Raw genomic sequence first — 15086 nt, 5'->3', positions numbered from 1 at the left:
GCCCGACCTCAGGGTCGGGCCACGGGCCTAGTTATGAATACGTTTGATTTATCGGTTGTGCTCTCGGGGCAGTATCACGACTGGCTCATCAGTGGCTTCCTGCTATCCATCCAACTCGCTTTGATCTCGCTGGCCATTGCCCTACCGCTGGCAATCGTCATCGCTGTATTGCGAATGGCCCCTTACGCTGCACTGCGGGCAATCGCGATCACGTATGTGGAAGCCATACGCAACGTCCCGCTGCTGGCACACATGCTGTTCTGGTATTTCGGGGCACCGGAGCTGCTGCCAACCCCGATCAAGAGCTGGATCTACGACCACAATATCGAAGCGGTCAGCGCGGTTATCGCCCTGGTGCTGTACACCGCGGCGTATATGTCCGAGGACATCCGTAGCGGCTTGCGTTCCATTCCCAGGGAACAAATGGAAGCTGGCCGGACCCTGGGCTTTGGCTTCCTCAGCACCATGCGCCTGGTCATCCTCCCGCAGTCACTGCGGGTGACAGTGCCGCCGCTGATTAGCCAGACACTTAACCTGTGGAAGAACACCAGCATCGCCATGGTGATCGGCGTCGCTGAAATGATGTATCAGGCCCAGCAGGTGGAAAGCTCCACATTTCGGGGTTTTGAATCGTACGCCGTTACCACGGTAGGTTATGTCGGCGTCTCGATCATCATCACGCTGCTGTCCAGTTGGTACCAGCAACGCTATCCCGTCCGGAGTGCCTGACGATGCTCGATATCATCCACAACTACGGGCTTTTCTACCTGATTGGCCAATACCCGAACGGCCCCTTGGGCGGTTTGTTAATGACGCTGATCCTGGCAGCGATGGCCTTGGTATTGGCCTTCCCTGTTGGGGTACTGCTTGCGCTCTGCCGCATCAGCCCTTACCGGTTGTTGCGTCTGCCGGTCACGGGGCTTGTGTACGTACTGCGCGGAACGCCATTGCTGATGGTGATTTTCTGGGCCTATTTCCTGCTACCGACCTTGACCGGTCAACGCACTGACCAATTTGGCACCATGCTGGCTGCCCTGGTGATTTTTGATGGGGTCTACCTCGCCGAAATCATTCGCGCCGGGATTCTCGGACTGCCTCGCGGGCAAATGGAAAGCTCCCGTTCACTCGGCTTTTCGTACCTGGCTACGATGCGCCTGGTGATCATGCCCCAGGCCTTTCGCAACATGCTGCCCTCGCTGGTGAATCAGTTCGTCTCCACCATCAAGGAGACCTCGCTGGGTTACATCATCAGCCTCTCGGAAGTGTCATTCGTTGCCTCACAGATCAGCGCTCAACTGCTCACCAAGCCGGTCCAGGTCTATGCCGTACTCGGCCTCACTTACTTCGTCATGTGCTTCAGCCTGTCTCGCTTCGCCTTCTGGCTGGAACGACGTCTCGCTGTGCGAACTGCAAAGGTTTAACACCATGATCAAACTGAAAAACGTTAACAAGTGGTACGGCAGTTACCATGCCCTGGCTGACATCAACGAAACCGTCGCCAAGGGTGAAGTGGTCGTGGTCTGCGGTCCGTCCGGCTCCGGCAAGTCAACGATGATTCGCACGCTCAATCGGCTGGAAGCTATCCAGAGTGGGAATATCTTTATCGATGGCGTGGATATCTATGATCGCTCCGTCAGCGTGAACGCCTTGCGCAGCGGTATTGGCTTCGTGTTCCAGCAGTTCAATCTGTTTCCCCACCTCACCGTTCTTGAGAACTGCACGCTGGCACCGCGTCGCCTGCGCAAGCTGGGCGCCAAGGAAGCGGACGATCTGGCCATGAGTTTGCTGGACCGCGTGGGGCTGGCTCACAAGGCATGCGCTTTCCCATCCGAGTTATCGGGTGGCCAGCAGCAGCGCGTGGCCATCGCCAGGGCATTGGCAATGAACCCTCCGGTGATGCTGTTCGATGAACCCACTTCCGCGTTGGACCCAGAGATGGTCGGCGAAGTGCTCCAGGCAATGAAAAGCCTGGCCAAAGAAGGCATGACCATGGTGTGCGTTACCCACGAGATGGGTTTCGCACGCGAAGTGGCCGATCGAGTGATCTTCATGGATCAAGGCAAGGTGCTCGAACGAGCGACACCCGAGTCTTTCTTCCTGCGTCCTGAGCATCCTCGCGCCCAGCGATTCCTGTCCGATATCCGCTCGCCCTGGGCCGAGAGTGGCATGCCACAAGCTTGCTGAATGGAGTACAGGGGGCAGGCTCGATAGCTGCCTCCCTTGAAAATGGAGGCAATGACCGTGCAATTTCATATCGAGCCTTACTTCGACGCCCAGAGTTGTACTTACAGTTATCTGGTCAGCGACCCAGTGACCCGGCATTGCGCGATCATCGATCCGGTGCTCGATTACGATGCCGCCGCCGCGCGTATCACGTATTCAAGTGCTGGACGCCTTATTGAGTATGTAAGGGCCAACGCGCTGACGCTGGAGTGGATTCTGGAAACCCACGTGCATGCTGACCACCTCTCGGCTGCACGCTACCTCAAGCGGCAACTGGGCGGACAGATCGGCATTGGCGATCGCATTCCTCAGGTACAGAAGACCTTTGTCGCCCTGTTCGACGCCGACGATGATTTGTCCCCGGACGGCAGTCAGTTCGACCACTTGTTCGCCGACAACGAGACTTTCCATATCGGCGCCCTGACCGTCCGCGTGTTGCACACGCCTGGCCATACGCCGGCCTGCGTGACGTACCTGATTGAAGATTGCGCATTCGTCGGTGACACGTTGTTCATGCCCGATAGTGGCACTGCCCGCTGCGATTTTCCCGGTGGTGATGCACACCAGCTATACCGCTCGATTGGCCGGCTGCTCGAGCTGCCGGGCAACACTCGGCTATTCATGTGCCACGACTACAAGGCGCCCGGTCGTAACGCCTACTGTCACCAGACCACAGTGGACAAGGAGCGCGCGCACAACATCCATATCGGCAAGGGCATCGCCGAGGCTGATTTCGTTGCTCTGCGCACGGCACGCGACAAGACCCTGGACCAGCCCAGGCTGCTGCTGCCCTCAGTGCAGATCAACATGCGAGCCGGTGAGACACCTACGGCCAGGGCCAACGGCATCAGCTATTTGAAGATACCGCTCAATATGCTCTGAGGACCTTGATTGAGTTCAGGCAGAGCGAAATGGATAACCTCTTTACGAGTTTAAATGGCATGCAAATCACCACCCACAACAAAAACTTTGCAACAACCGGTCAATTGACCCCAGGAGATTTGAACGAAGCCGCCAAACTGGGGTTTCGCTCAATCATCTGTAACCGACCGGATTGTGAAGGCGGCGCGGATCAACCTGCCAGCGCAGCCATACACGCCGAAGCCAAACGGCTAGACCTTGAGTTTGCTTATTTCCCGGTTCAACCCGACACCATCAGCGACAACGATGTACAGCACTTTGCCCACCTGCTGGACAGCCTGCCGGCACCGGTATTGGCTTTCTGTCGCACCGGTAATCGCTCTACCAAGCTCTACCAAAAAGCGTCGGCGTGTGCCGCACGTAGCGAAGTTGCCGCTAGCTGCCTCGACATCACAGCCGACATCGTCGTCATTGGTGGCGGGTCGGCCGGCATTGGTGTCGTGGCGAGCCTGCTCAAGCGTGCGCCCGATCTGCAGATCACGCTCATTGAACCCAATGACCACCACTATTATCAGCCGGCCTGGACGCTGGTCGGTGGAGGGGCTTATGACGTGCGCAAGACTGTCAGACCCATGTTGCAGGTCATCCCCCGTGGCGTAACCTGGATCAAGGCGGCAGTGGTCAAGGCCCTGCCCGAAGGAAAACGTCTAGAGCTGAGTAACGGCAAAAGCGTCGCTTATCAAAATCTTATCGTCTGTCCCGGGCTTAGGCTTGCCTGGGAGAAAATCGAAGGGTTGGAGCAAACCCTGGGCAAGAACGGGGTGACATCCAACTACCGCTATGACCTTTGCGCTTACACCTGGCAACTGGTGCAGGGATTACGCAAAGGCAAGGCCCTCTTCTCCCAACCCGGCATGCCGATCAAATGTGCCGGTGCTCCGCAAAAGGCCCTGTACCTTTCCTGCGATCACTGGCAAAAGTCAGGCGTTCTGCAGAACATGCAGGTCGAGTTCAATCTCGCTGGCGCAGTGCTGTTCGGCGTACCGGCTTTCGTCCCCCCCCTGATGAAATACATCGAGAAGTATCAAGCACAGTTGGTATTCGGCTCGAACCTGGTCAAAGTTGACGGCCCCAGCCGGACAGCCTGGTTTGAAAGCAAGGACGAACACGGCACAGTCATTCGCCTGGCCAAGACCTTCGACATGCTCCATGTCGTCCCCGCACAGGTCTCCCCCGACTTCATCCGCACAAGCCCTCTGGCGGACGATGCCGGTTGGTGTGAGGTGGATCCGGGGACTCTACAACACAGCCGCTATCCGGACGTATTTGCGCTCGGTGATGTGTGCTCCACCAGTAACGCCAAGACCGCTGCCGCTGCACGCAAGCAAATCGTCGTCGTCGCCGAGAACCTCATGGCAGTACGCGGCAACCAGCCCATTCCGCTGCGCTACGACGGTTATGGTTCATGTCCGTTGACCGTCGAAAAAGGCAAAGTCGTGCTGGCGGAGTTTGGCTACGGCGGGAAACTGCTGCCGACATTTCCCCTGGACGCAACGGTCGCCCGACAAAGTGCATGGTTCCTTAAAGCCCGGTTCCTGCCTTGGTTCTATTGGAACGGCATGCTCAAAGGTCGTGAGTGGTTGACCAGCCTCTCCAAGGTTGAGTGAGGTGCGAGCATGCTACTGAGTGGAATATTCGGGATTGCCATCGGCATCATTCTCGGCCTGACAGGTGCAGGGGGTGGAATTCTGGCTGTACCGGCGCTAGTGATCGGCCTGGGATGGTCAATGACGGAATCGGCCCCCGTTGCGTTGTTTGCCGTCAGCGCGGCGGCCGCTGTCGGGGCCATGGATGGTCTGAGGAAAGGCCTGGTACGTTATCGGGCTGCCCTGTTGATGGCATTGTTGGGGGCGGTGTTCTCGCGTTTGGGCGTGCATTTTGCCCATCTGCTGCCCAACACCGTACTGACCTCGCTGTTCAGCCTGATCATGGTCATTGTGGCGATTCGCATGATTCGACAGGCGAGCGGCATCTCGGCCAAGGCCGCCGACAATCAGCAGTGCTGGCAACAAAAAAATTGCATGATCAACCCTCAGACCGGCCGACTGCGCTGGACACCAAAATGCTCAGCGAGCCTTGCGGTAGTCGGCTCACTGTCCGGCTTTCTCACCGGGATGCTGGGCGTGGGGGGCGGGTTCTTGATCGTGCCTGCCTTTCAACAACTTTCAGATATTCGCATGCATGGCATCGTCGCGACTTCACTCATGACCATCGCCCTGATCTCGGCTATTGCGGTGGCAGGCGCCGTTCATGCAGGAGCCCACATAACGGTCACTGGCGGGGTTTTTATCGCTGCGAGTGTGAGCGGAATGCTATTGGGAAGAGTCCTCTCACCCAGGATTCCCGCCAAATCTATACAACTGGGTTTTTCCGCCGTATGCCTGGTGGTTGCGGGCTACCTGATGCTCAAAACCTGGATATAAAAAACCTGGGACTGAGCATAGGTACGTCGACCTAACTGGCCCCCGCCATTCTCTTGTCCAGGGCACTGGCAAGACTCAACGCCTCAACACCCAATGCCTTGTAAAAGGCGTCAACGAAAACTGAGGAGGGTCGAAAATCAGGCCTTATCAGCATGACTCGGTAGGGAATGGACACGTTGATTGGTCGAATGATCAATCCTCTGCCTGACTCTTGCACGGCGCTCAATGGGTTGATGATCGCCACACCCAATTGTTGCCTGACCATGGCACAGACCGACGCAGCATTGGTGGTTTCGATCACGGTATGCCGATCCACACCGGCGTGAAGAAAGTGCTGATCGAGCTTCTGACGGTAAATGTCCAGGCCCGACAGGTTGATGAAATTGACACCGCGAAAGTCCTCAATTACCAGCAGCGACCTGGACAGCAAAGGATGCCCCTCTGGCAGTATGCAGACCATATCGGCACAAAAGAGCAATTCCCCTCGGGTGCCTCTTGGCACCTGTTCACTTTCGGTCAAGCCAAGGTCGTGACGCTGTGCGCTGAGAGACTCCTCGAGCAAGGGCGATTCCTGCGCGGTGATACTCAAGCCTATGCCCGAATGCTGTTGATGAAACTGCTTGCAAACGTTGGGCAATAACGTCTGAGAAAACAGCGGCAGGCAGGTGATGCTGAGTTGCCCATGTTCGAAACGACGGATCGATTGCGCAACGCTATTGATTCGTTCCAACCCGATATAGGAGCGTTCGACCTCTTCAAACAACATTATTGCCTGAGCCGTCGGTACCAACCTGCCGCCCTCCCGATCAAACAAACGCAAACTCGAAAGGCTTTCAAGCCGGGCCAGTTCCCGGCTGAGCGTCGGTTGGGAGGTCAACAATAAGCGCGCCGCTCCCGTGACGCTGCCTGCTTGCATGATCGCTCGGAAAACTTCGATATGCCGCATCGAGACTTTCATACCCAACCTTCATTGATCGCTTGAAGCCCATATCAGAACTGAATTGATAACTAAAAAGAAGATATTTTATTGAATGTTCTGCAATCGGCATGATGGTCTCCACTCTCAAGATCAGATCGACTATCTCTATGCCCAACCAGCCCGACTTCCAGCAGTTAGCCGCTATTGCCACAGAACATGGCACCCCATTCTGGTGTTATGACGCACAGACCATCAAGGCACGCGTCGATCAACTGGCGTGCTTCGAGACCGTTCGATTCGCACAAAAAGCCTGTTCCAACCTGCACATCCTGCGCTTGATACGAGAGCAAGGCGTTCGGGTCGATGCCGTCTCGCTGGGTGAAATCGAGCGGGCACTATTGGCAGGTTTCAGCCCGGCCGGCACACCAGCAGGCATCGTGTTTACCTGTGATCTGTTCGACGAGGCTACTTTGCGCCGCGTGGTCGAGCTGAATATCGAGGTCAATACCGGGTCGATCGACATGCTCCGCCAGCTGGGCGAACGCTCCAGGGGCCATCGCGTCTGGTTACGGATCAACCCGGGGTTCGGCCATGGTCACAGCCGCAAGACCAATACCGGTGGTGAAAACAGCAAGCATGGCATCTGGCATGACCAGGTTCACGAAGCGCTCGACGTCATTCGGCAGTTCGGGCTGAAGCTGGTGGGATTACACATGCATATCGGCTCGGGCGTGGATTATGCGCATCTGGAGCAAGTGGGCAATGCAATGGCCTCGGCGGTGAAAATGCTCGACCACGACATCGAAGCCTTTTCCATCGGTGGCGGGCTGTCTACGCCCTACCGCGAAGGCGATGAGCCGGTAGACATCCAGCGTTATGCCAACGCATGGCGTCAGGCCAGGCAGGACATCGAAGCGTTTCTTGGTCATCCGGTACGGATGGAGATCGAACCCGGGCGGTTTCTGGTGGCCGAATCAGGTCGTCTGGTGACCGAAGTCCGCGCAGTCAAAAAAGTCGGGAGCCGACACTTCATTTTGGTGAACGCAGGCTTCAATGACCTGATGCGCCCTGCCCTCTATGGCGCCTATCACCACATGACCTTGCTGGATGCCGAGGGGGCGCCCATCCATCGCCCTGAACACGACTACGTGGTGGGCGGCCCCCTGTGTGAATCGGGCGATATCTTTACGCAGGATGAACACGGTGTGACACCTCGCCTGCTACCCGAGGCGCAGGTTGGCGACTTGCTGATCATGCATGACACAGGTGCGTACGGCGCCTCCATGTCATCCAATTACAACAGCCGCCCCCTGTTGCCGGAAGTATTGATCGAGCAAGGACAAGCCAGATTGATTAGACGACCACAGCCATTATCGGACTTGCTGGCCTTAGAGTTGGGCCTTTAAGGGCCAGATGGCCTGCGTCAAAACCAAGTGATGAAACGGTTCTACAATTTCCTAAATCGTCAATGAGGACAACTTGCTATGCAATCGAAAGCGCATTGGGAGCAGGTATATTCGAGTAAGCCTGCAGATGCTGTCAGCTGGTTCCAGGAGCACGCCACCAACTCGTTGCGACTAATTCAAAAAACGGGCGCCTCCTTTTCGGCATCGATCATTGACGTTGGTGGCGGGGCGTCGACACTGATTGATGACCTGATAGAAAACGGCTTTACCCAGCTGGCTGTTCTTGACCTCTCTGCTTCGGCGCTTGCCACAGCAAAACACCGCTTGGGCAGTAAGGCAGAAAAAGTCATCTGGATTGAAGGGGATGTCACTCGAGTATCGCTTGCACCTCAGACTTATGATGTCTGGCACGACCGGGCCGTGTTCCACTTTCTCACCGGTGCAGATGAGCGACAGGCGTATCTCGAAAAAGTACTGACATCTGTAAAGCCCGGTGGATACGTAATTGTTGCCACTTTTGCAGAAGATGGGCCTACCCAGTGCAGCGGTTTACCTGTGAGGCGTTATAGCGCGGACGAATTGCACTCTGAGTTTGGTGCACCTTTCGAATTGCTCGGGCATGAAAAGGAAGAACATCACACTCCGTTCGGAACCGTCCAGAAATTTGTGTACTGCTACTGCCGAAAACTTCGCTGAGATCGAATCATCGACATCACATTAAGCGCCGTCAATTCACCAATCGAGAGCCACATTAGAAAGCTGCCAACAATTGCTGACGAAAATGTTGCGAAAAACTGACTTGATAGGACGGTATCGCTGCAATTCCGCCCTGCGATAAAGCGTGTCTAACGCCGGCACTGCCAGCACAGGTGCATACAGCGCCACGATTTTCAAGCTCTCCATCTTGCCTACCGAAAGCACTATAATCGGCTGACGAACATAAATCCGTCTCACGCGCATGAACATAGCTTAAAACTGCCATATCTTCTGGCAAGTCATCGGCAATACGCTGGGAAAAGTATTTGAGTTTTTGCTCCGCTAATACAAACAACCACGCTTGGTCGTCAGTCTCACCCGTGCTCCGAAGAACTCGTCCCTACACCTGTCGGAAGTGCAGTTCTGTCCGTATACGACTAAGGTAGCAGCAGACCTGTAGACGAGGTATATCAGTCCCCTCGCTGATCATACCTACAGCGACTACCCACCGGCAGTCGCTACTCTTGAATTCATTGATCGCTTTTTGAGCATCAGGGGTTCTGTTAGTCACGACCCGAAAACTTTCTCCCTTGGCCTCTAGTGCCAAAGCTATCTGGTGGGCATGGGCAATATTGGTAGCCACGACTAGGCCAGCTGCATCTGTTCAGTGGGAATGCAATTGGGTGTTCAAGTCGAATGCAATCGAGTGTGCAAGTCCGTGCAATTACGCAGCTACGAGCATCTTGCCGCGTGGTGTAGATTTTTCGCTTGATACGTTCCCGTTTTAGAAGCTGGAAAAAGCTCTCGGCAACGGCATTGTCGTGACAGTTGCCTCGGCGACTCATACTGGCAACCAAATTGTTCGCCTTCAAAAAACTGCGCCAATCGGAGCTGCTGTACTGGCTGCCTTGGTCGGAGTGAACCATCACCTCCTGCTTCGGTTTTCGCCTCCAAACCGCCATCTTAATAATGCATCAATGGCCAAATCACTGGTCATCTGCGACTTCATTGTCCAGCCAACGATCTGACGAGAAAACAGATCCAGCACCACAGCCAAATACAGCCAATCGCGTCAGTACATCTTTCAGGTACGCATACGGATCATGCCCGTAGGGGAGCTCCACCCTGAACGATGGGCACGCGGCTGAAAATGTCCTTTGAATTGAACACCAGGTCGTGCCCACCAGCTTGCAGTGTCAACCTCATGCCGAGGATGGCAGGGAGCTCTGTAGCCGCTCAGAGCTATTGTGCAACCCACCCCAAACTGTCACCTCTAGTTCGCGACCTAAAAATCAGCACGAAAACTCAAGATTATCTAAATAGTCAGCCCACTCCTGCATCATCGCTCGCCGCTGCTCTACGTACTCCGCATGATTATAGGTCTTCCGAACCTTGCTTGAACCAGCATGCGAAAGCTGCGCCTCAATCCAATCCTCGCTGTAACCCATCTCGTTTAAGGCCGTTGATATAGTGGCGCGTATTCCGTGCCCGGTCAGCCTCCCTTCATATCCCATGCGCTTTAATGCAGAGTTGACGGTGCCATCACTAATTGGCTTGCTCGGATCATTGCGACCCGCGATCAGCAGCTTGTAGCCGCCAGTCAACCGATGCACTTTGTGCACCTCTTCAACCGCCTGCCGCGACAGCGGCACTAGATAAGGTGGAACCTCACCACCCTCCTTCGTTCGAATCACCTTCCTCAATTGCTTGACACCCTCAGGCGGAATCGTCCACAACGCGGCATCCAAATCAAACTGGGTTGCCGTCGCGTGGCGCAGCTCGCCCGTTCGAACACCGGTTAACAGTAAAATCCGAATGGCGCTCTTCGTATATCCCGCACAGTCAAAGCCCCTAAGCGTGTGAAGGAATGCTTTCAGGTCGCGCTGCCTCAGCATGGGGTTGTGCTTTACAGGTGGTTCTTTGGCGGCGACGATATCTAGATCAGCAGCCGGATTTATATCTAAATAGCCCGAAGCGATGGCGAATCGAAAAATCTCGTTTAGCCAAGCCCGGCACTTGCGGGCCGAATTCAACGCCGCACGCTTTTCAACCCTGCGCACTGCGTCCAGGACATCGGTGCGCGTTACCACGGCTACTGGCAACTTTCCCAGCACAGGGATCAAATCCTTGTCCAAGTAAAATCTCGACTGGTATGCGGCGCCTTTTCTGGTCACCACCAGCCGTGGGACTTTGAAAGCGTGCCACTCATTGGCCACGACTTCGAAGGTCTTCACAGCGCCAGACGCGGCGGCGCGCTTATCCTCTCTGCGCTGCATCCGTGGGTCTATGCCTTTTGCTACGAGAGTGCGCGCCTGATCACGCAGTTCTCGGGCGTTTTTGAGGCCTATTTCCGGATAGGTACCCAGCGACATACGCGGCTGTTTACCGAGCCAGGAAAATCTAAAGTGCCACGACTTGGCGCCACTGGGCGCTACGAACAGAGATAGACCGTTCGCATCTGTGAGTGTGAAGCTTTTTTCGGCCGGTCTAGCCTGGCGCACAGCAGTGTCTGTGAGGGGCATCAGTACATCACCAAGTCACTCGAATTAAGAAGTGCTGAATGATGTACTAATTTTGCTTGGAATGCATCGGAAGCGATCGCAATCAATCGGAAGAAAAAACCGCGAGCGCTCCGTTTTTATTTAGGCCAGTAGAACGCATAGGAGCCGACTGGAATCAGATATGGTGCCCGAGACAGGAATCGAACCTGCGACCTTCGCGTTACGAGTGCGCTGCTCTACCGGCTGAGCTACACGGGCGGTGGGCTAAACCTAGCACCGGTCGCAAGGTCCGGCAACTTGAGGCTCGCCACAGTCATTTCAACAGACAAAAAAATGCCCCGCCGTTTGCACGGCGGGGCATTTTATTGCACTAAGGAGTTGGGCTGATTAAACGCCCGAAGCCTTGGCTGCTGCTACGTCTTTGATGGACAGCTTGATACGGCCGCGGTTGTCCACGTCCAGTACCAGTACTTCCACTTCCTGGCCTTCTTTCAGGATGTCGGTCACTTTCTCAACGCGAGCGTCGCTCAGCATCGAGATGTGAACCAGACCGTCCTTGCCTGGCAGGATGTTGACGAATGCGCCGAAGTCGACGATGCGCTCAACCTTACCGACGTAGATCTTGCCGATTTCAGCTTCAGCGGTGATGCCCAGAACGCGCTGGCGTGCCGCCTCAGCCGCTTCCTTGGTTTCGCCGAAGATCTTGATCGAGCCGTCGTCTTCGATGTCGATCGAAGCCTTGGTCTCTTCACAGATCGCACGAATGGTCGCGCCGCCTTTACCGATGACATCACGGATTTTGTCGGTGTCGATTTTCATCGCGATCATGGTCGGAGCGTTTTCCGACAGTTCGGTACGCGACTGGCCAATGATCTGGTTCATCTGACCGAGGATGTTCAGGCGCGCTTCCAGGGCTTGGCCCAGAGCGATCTCCATGATTTCTTCGGTGATGCCTTTGATCTTGATGTCCATCTGCAGCGCGGTAACACCCTTGGCGGTACCGGCTACTTTGAAGTCCATGTCGCCGAGGTGGTCTTCGTCACCCAGGATGTCGGTCAGGATGGCGAATTTCTCGCCTTCTTTAACCAGACCCATCGCGATACCGGCAACCGGTGCCTTCATCGGAACGCCAGCGTCCATCAGGGCCAGGGAAGCGCCGCAAACGGAAGCCATCGAGCTCGAACCGTTGGACTCGGTGATTTCCGACACAACACGAATGGTGTACGGGAACACGTCAGCGGCAGGCAGCATGGCTGCAATCGAACGACGGGCCAGACGGCCGTGACCGATTTCGCGACGACCAGCGCCACCCATGCGACCACACTCACCTACCGAGAATGGAGGGAAGTTGTAGTGCAGCATGAACGGGTCTTTTTTCTCGCCTTCCAAGGTATCCAGCAGTTGTGCGTCACGGGCGGTGCCCAGTGTTGCAACAACCAGAGCCTGGGTTTCGCCACGGGTAAACAAAGCCGAACCGTGGGTCTTAGGCAGAACACCGACTTCGATGTTCAACGGACGTACGGTCTTGGTGTCGCGGCCGTCGATACGTGGCTTGCCGTTAACGATGTTTTCGCGAACGGTGCGGTATTCGATTTCGCCGAAAGCCGCTTTGACTTCGCTGGACGAAGGTTGGCCTTCTTCACCGGACAGCTTGGCAACAACCTGGTCTTTCAGCTCACCCAGGCGAGCGTAACGGTCGGCCTTGATGGTGATGGTGTAAGCCTGGGAGATCGCGTCGCCGAACTCGGCACGGATAGCGCCCAGCAGAGCAGTGGCTTCTGGCTGTGGAGCCCAGGTCCAGGTCGGCTTGGCAGCTTCGGCAGCCAGTTCTTTAACGGCGTTGATCACAACCTGGAACTCGTCGTGAGCAAACAGTACCGCGCCCAGCATCTGGTCTTCGGTCAGCTCTTTGGCTTCCGATTCAACCATCAACACGGCTTCCGAAGTACCGGCAACGACCATGTCCAGGCTCGAAGCTTTCTGTTGTTCGTAAGTCGGGTTCAGCAGGTAGCCGGTGCTTTCGTGGAACGCAACGCGGGCAGCGCCGATCGGGCCATCGAAAGGAATGCCGGAGATGGCCAGGGCAGCCGAGGTACCGATCATCGCAGCGATGTCCGGATCGGTCTTCTTGCTGGTGGAAACGACGGTGCAGACAACCTGCACTTCGTTCATGAAGCCTTCTGGGAACAGAGGACGGATCGGACGGTCGATCAGTCGGGAAGTCAGGGTTTCTTTCTCGGAAGGACGGCCTTCGCGCTTGAAGAAACCGCCAGGGATCTTACCGGCAGCGTAAGTTTTTTCCTGGTAGTGAACGGACAGAGGGAAGAAGCCCTTGCCTGGATCGGCTTGCTTGGCACCGACTACGGTCACCAATACGCTGACGTCGTCGTCAACGGTGACCAATACTGCGCCGGAGGCCTGACGGGCGATACGGCCAGTCTCGAGGGTAACGGTCGACTGACCGAACTGGAATTTTTTGATTACCGGGTTCACGGTGTCCTACCTTCTTTTGTGGCTCTTGGGGAACTTGTCTTCTTGCGAAATTCTTGGGCAACGCCGGGAATCGGCCCGACAGTGATTGTCCAGGGTAAAGCAGGTATCCAGATAAAACTTGAGGCTGGGAGCCTGCCATGCGCCAGCAGGAAACCCACTGACGAACGACAGACAACCAACCTCTAGCGCAATCGCTTATTAGCGACGCAGACCCAGGCGACCGATCAGAGTCTGATAGCGACCCAGATCCTTGCCTTTCAGGTAGTCCAGCAGCTTACGACGCTGGTTTACCATGCGGATCAGACCACGACGGGAGTGGTGATCTTTACCGTTGGCCTTGAAGTGACCTTGCAGCTTGTTGATGTTGTGGGTCAGCAGTGCAACTTGCACTTCTGGCGAACCAGTGTCACCAACAGCTTGCTGGTAGTCAGCTACGATTTGAGCTTTTTCTTGAACGTCGAGAGCCATGAGGCAATCCTTTTATCAGGAAACTGTTTCAGAAAAACAGTTTCAACAGGCCAGGGACAAATCCCTGTATCTAAAAATGAGTAGTGACCGTGCCTGTTAACAGCCACCCTCGTCCGGTCATTCTGACCGAATCAGTCGACGCGGCGCGATGCGCCCGTCTTCGCTCACTTCACCGATACCGATGAAACGACCGTTGTGATCCTGTACCCGCACCATGCCGAACTTCGGTGCATCCGGGGCTCGTACCGGTTGGCCGTTAAGCCAGTAGAACGAGCTGTGCTCCGAGAACTGCAACAGCGGCCAATCCAGCAAGCCACTGTCCGATGGCATCAGGAAGCGATCAACCGCTTCATTGCCGCCTTCGGCATGTACTGCTTCCAACTCTTCGAGCGTGACCGTCTGCGCCAGCGTGAAAGGCCCGGCCTGGGTACGTCGCAATTCAGCAACGTAAGCGCCACAACCGAGTTTCTCACCGATATCCTCCACCAGGGTGCGGATATAGGTGCCTTTGCTGCAATCCACCGCAAGCCGCGCAGTATCACCCTCAAAGGCCAGCAATTCCAAGCGCGCAATAGTAACAGAACGCGGTTCGCGCTCCACTACTTCGCCTGCACGGGCCAGCTTGTACAGCGGCTGCCCATCACGCTTGAGCGCCGAGTACATCGGCGGTATCTGACTGATTTGCCCACGAAAACCGGGTAAAACAGCTTCGACATCGGCGCGACCAACGGTCACCGGACGCTCCTGCAAAACTTCACCCTCGGCATCGGCCGTGGTGGTGGTCTTGCCTAATTGCGCCAGGGTTTCGTAACCCTTGTCGGAATCGAGCAGGTACTGCGAGAACTTGGTCGCCTCACCAAAGCACAACGGCAAAACGCCGGTGGCCAGCGGATCGAGACTGCCGGTGTGCCCGGCCTTCTCGGCATTGAGCAACCAGCGAACCTTTTGCAGCGCCGCGTTGGAGGTGAACCCCAGCGGTTTGTCGAGCAGAATAATACCGCTGACGTTACGACGGATACGTTTGACCTGAGCCACC

General features: G+C 55.9%; 13 protein-coding genes, 1 tRNA gene and 3 pseudogenes. 9 read left to right on the top strand and 8 right to left on the bottom strand.

The window, feature by feature from the left end; translation table 11 throughout:
- Nucleotides 1-33 precede the first annotated feature (33 nt).
- From C7534_RS27035 to C7534_RS27010, 7 genes and pseudogenes are all read left to right on the top strand, one after another.
- The gene (locus tag C7534_RS27035) at nucleotides 34-729 is read left to right on the top strand and encodes an amino acid ABC transporter permease (protein WP_109787608.1); all 696 of its coding nucleotides are present in this window, start codon (nucleotides 34-36) and stop codon (nucleotides 727-729) included.
- Between the two features lie 2 nt (nucleotides 730-731).
- Nucleotides 732-1421: an amino acid ABC transporter permease gene (locus tag C7534_RS27030; protein ID WP_109787607.1), complete on the top strand. Its 690-nt coding sequence runs from the start codon at nucleotides 732-734 to the stop codon at nucleotides 1419-1421.
- Between the two features lie 4 nt (nucleotides 1422-1425).
- The gene (locus C7534_RS27025; protein ID WP_109787606.1) at nucleotides 1426-2184 is read left to right on the top strand and encodes an amino acid ABC transporter ATP-binding protein; all 759 of its coding nucleotides are present in this window, start codon (nucleotides 1426-1428) and stop codon (nucleotides 2182-2184) included.
- Nucleotides 2185-2241: 57 nt separating this feature from the next.
- Nucleotides 2242-3105 (top strand): MBL fold metallo-hydrolase, encoded by an 864-nt coding sequence (locus C7534_RS27020; RefSeq protein ID WP_109787645.1) that lies wholly within the window; start codon nucleotides 2242-2244, stop codon nucleotides 3103-3105.
- A 29-nt stretch (nucleotides 3106-3134) separates the two neighbouring features.
- Nucleotides 3135-3488: pseudogene (locus C7534_RS33165) on the top strand (TIGR01244 family sulfur transferase); the annotation flags it as partial.
- 45 nt (nucleotides 3489-3533) lie between these two features.
- Entirely contained in the window at nucleotides 3534-4751 is a 1218-nt protein-coding gene (locus C7534_RS27015) for an NAD(P)/FAD-dependent oxidoreductase (protein WP_335739953.1), read from the top strand.
- A 9-nt stretch (nucleotides 4752-4760) separates the two neighbouring features.
- Nucleotides 4761-5567 (top strand): sulfite exporter TauE/SafE family protein, encoded by an 807-nt coding sequence (locus tag C7534_RS27010; RefSeq protein ID WP_109787604.1) that lies wholly within the window; start codon nucleotides 4761-4763, stop codon nucleotides 5565-5567.
- 31 nt (nucleotides 5568-5598) lie between these two features.
- Here C7534_RS27010 and C7534_RS27005 read toward each other — a convergent pair whose 3' ends face one another.
- Entirely contained in the window at nucleotides 5599-6525 is a 927-nt protein-coding gene (locus tag C7534_RS27005) for a LysR family transcriptional regulator (RefSeq protein ID WP_109787603.1), read from the bottom strand.
- Nucleotides 6526-6653: 128 nt separating this feature from the next.
- Between C7534_RS27005 and lysA the strand changes: the two genes are divergently transcribed.
- Nucleotides 6654-7892 carry a diaminopimelate decarboxylase gene (gene lysA, locus C7534_RS27000; RefSeq protein WP_442963234.1) on the top strand — a complete coding sequence of 413 codons (1239 nt, stop codon included), beginning with the start codon at nucleotides 6654-6656 and terminating at the stop codon, nucleotides 7890-7892.
- A gap of 78 nt (nucleotides 7893-7970) precedes the next feature.
- A complete protein-coding gene (locus C7534_RS26995) occupies nucleotides 7971-8588 on the top strand; it encodes a class I SAM-dependent methyltransferase (protein WP_109787602.1) in 618 nt (205 codons plus the stop codon).
- Between the two features lie 264 nt (nucleotides 8589-8852).
- On the opposite strand, the pseudogene C7534_RS32980 reads toward C7534_RS26995, so the two are convergent.
- The 7 genes and pseudogenes from C7534_RS32980 to truB form a co-directional block, all read right to left on the bottom strand.
- Nucleotides 8853-9249: pseudogene (locus C7534_RS32980) on the bottom strand (DEAD/DEAH box helicase); the annotation flags it as partial.
- 70 nt (nucleotides 9250-9319) lie between these two features.
- A pseudogene (locus tag C7534_RS26985) lies at nucleotides 9320-9654 on the bottom strand (IS3 family transposase); the annotation flags it as partial.
- A gap of 226 nt (nucleotides 9655-9880) precedes the next feature.
- Complete coding sequence (locus tag C7534_RS26980; RefSeq protein ID WP_109787601.1) at nucleotides 9881-11110, bottom strand: tyrosine-type recombinase/integrase; 1230 nt, start codon at nucleotides 11108-11110, stop codon at nucleotides 9881-9883.
- Nucleotides 11111-11271: 161 nt separating this feature from the next.
- Nucleotides 11272-11347, bottom strand: a tRNA-Thr gene (locus tag C7534_RS26975).
- 129 nt (nucleotides 11348-11476) lie between these two features.
- On the bottom strand, nucleotides 11477-13582 hold the full coding sequence (gene pnp / locus C7534_RS26970; protein WP_007942868.1) for a polyribonucleotide nucleotidyltransferase: 2106 nt from the start codon (nucleotides 13580-13582) through the stop codon (nucleotides 11477-11479).
- A 198-nt stretch (nucleotides 13583-13780) separates the two neighbouring features.
- Nucleotides 13781-14050: a 30S ribosomal protein S15 gene (rpsO, locus tag C7534_RS26965; RefSeq protein WP_003177875.1), complete on the bottom strand. Its 270-nt coding sequence runs from the start codon at nucleotides 14048-14050 to the stop codon at nucleotides 13781-13783.
- A 117-nt stretch (nucleotides 14051-14167) separates the two neighbouring features.
- Nucleotides 14168-15085, bottom strand: coding sequence for a tRNA pseudouridine(55) synthase TruB (gene truB, locus C7534_RS26960; RefSeq protein ID WP_027924464.1), 918 nt, complete (start codon nucleotides 15083-15085; stop codon nucleotides 14168-14170).
- Between the last annotated feature and the right edge of the window lies 1 nt (nucleotide 15086).

The organism is Pseudomonas sp. OV226 (genome assembly GCF_003148705.1).
In the GTDB taxonomy this organism is placed as follows: Bacteria; Pseudomonadota; Gammaproteobacteria; order Pseudomonadales; family Pseudomonadaceae; genus Aquipseudomonas.
The sequence above is the reverse complement of the archived record's forward strand: the minus strand, read 5'-3'. Positions and strand labels throughout refer to the sequence as shown.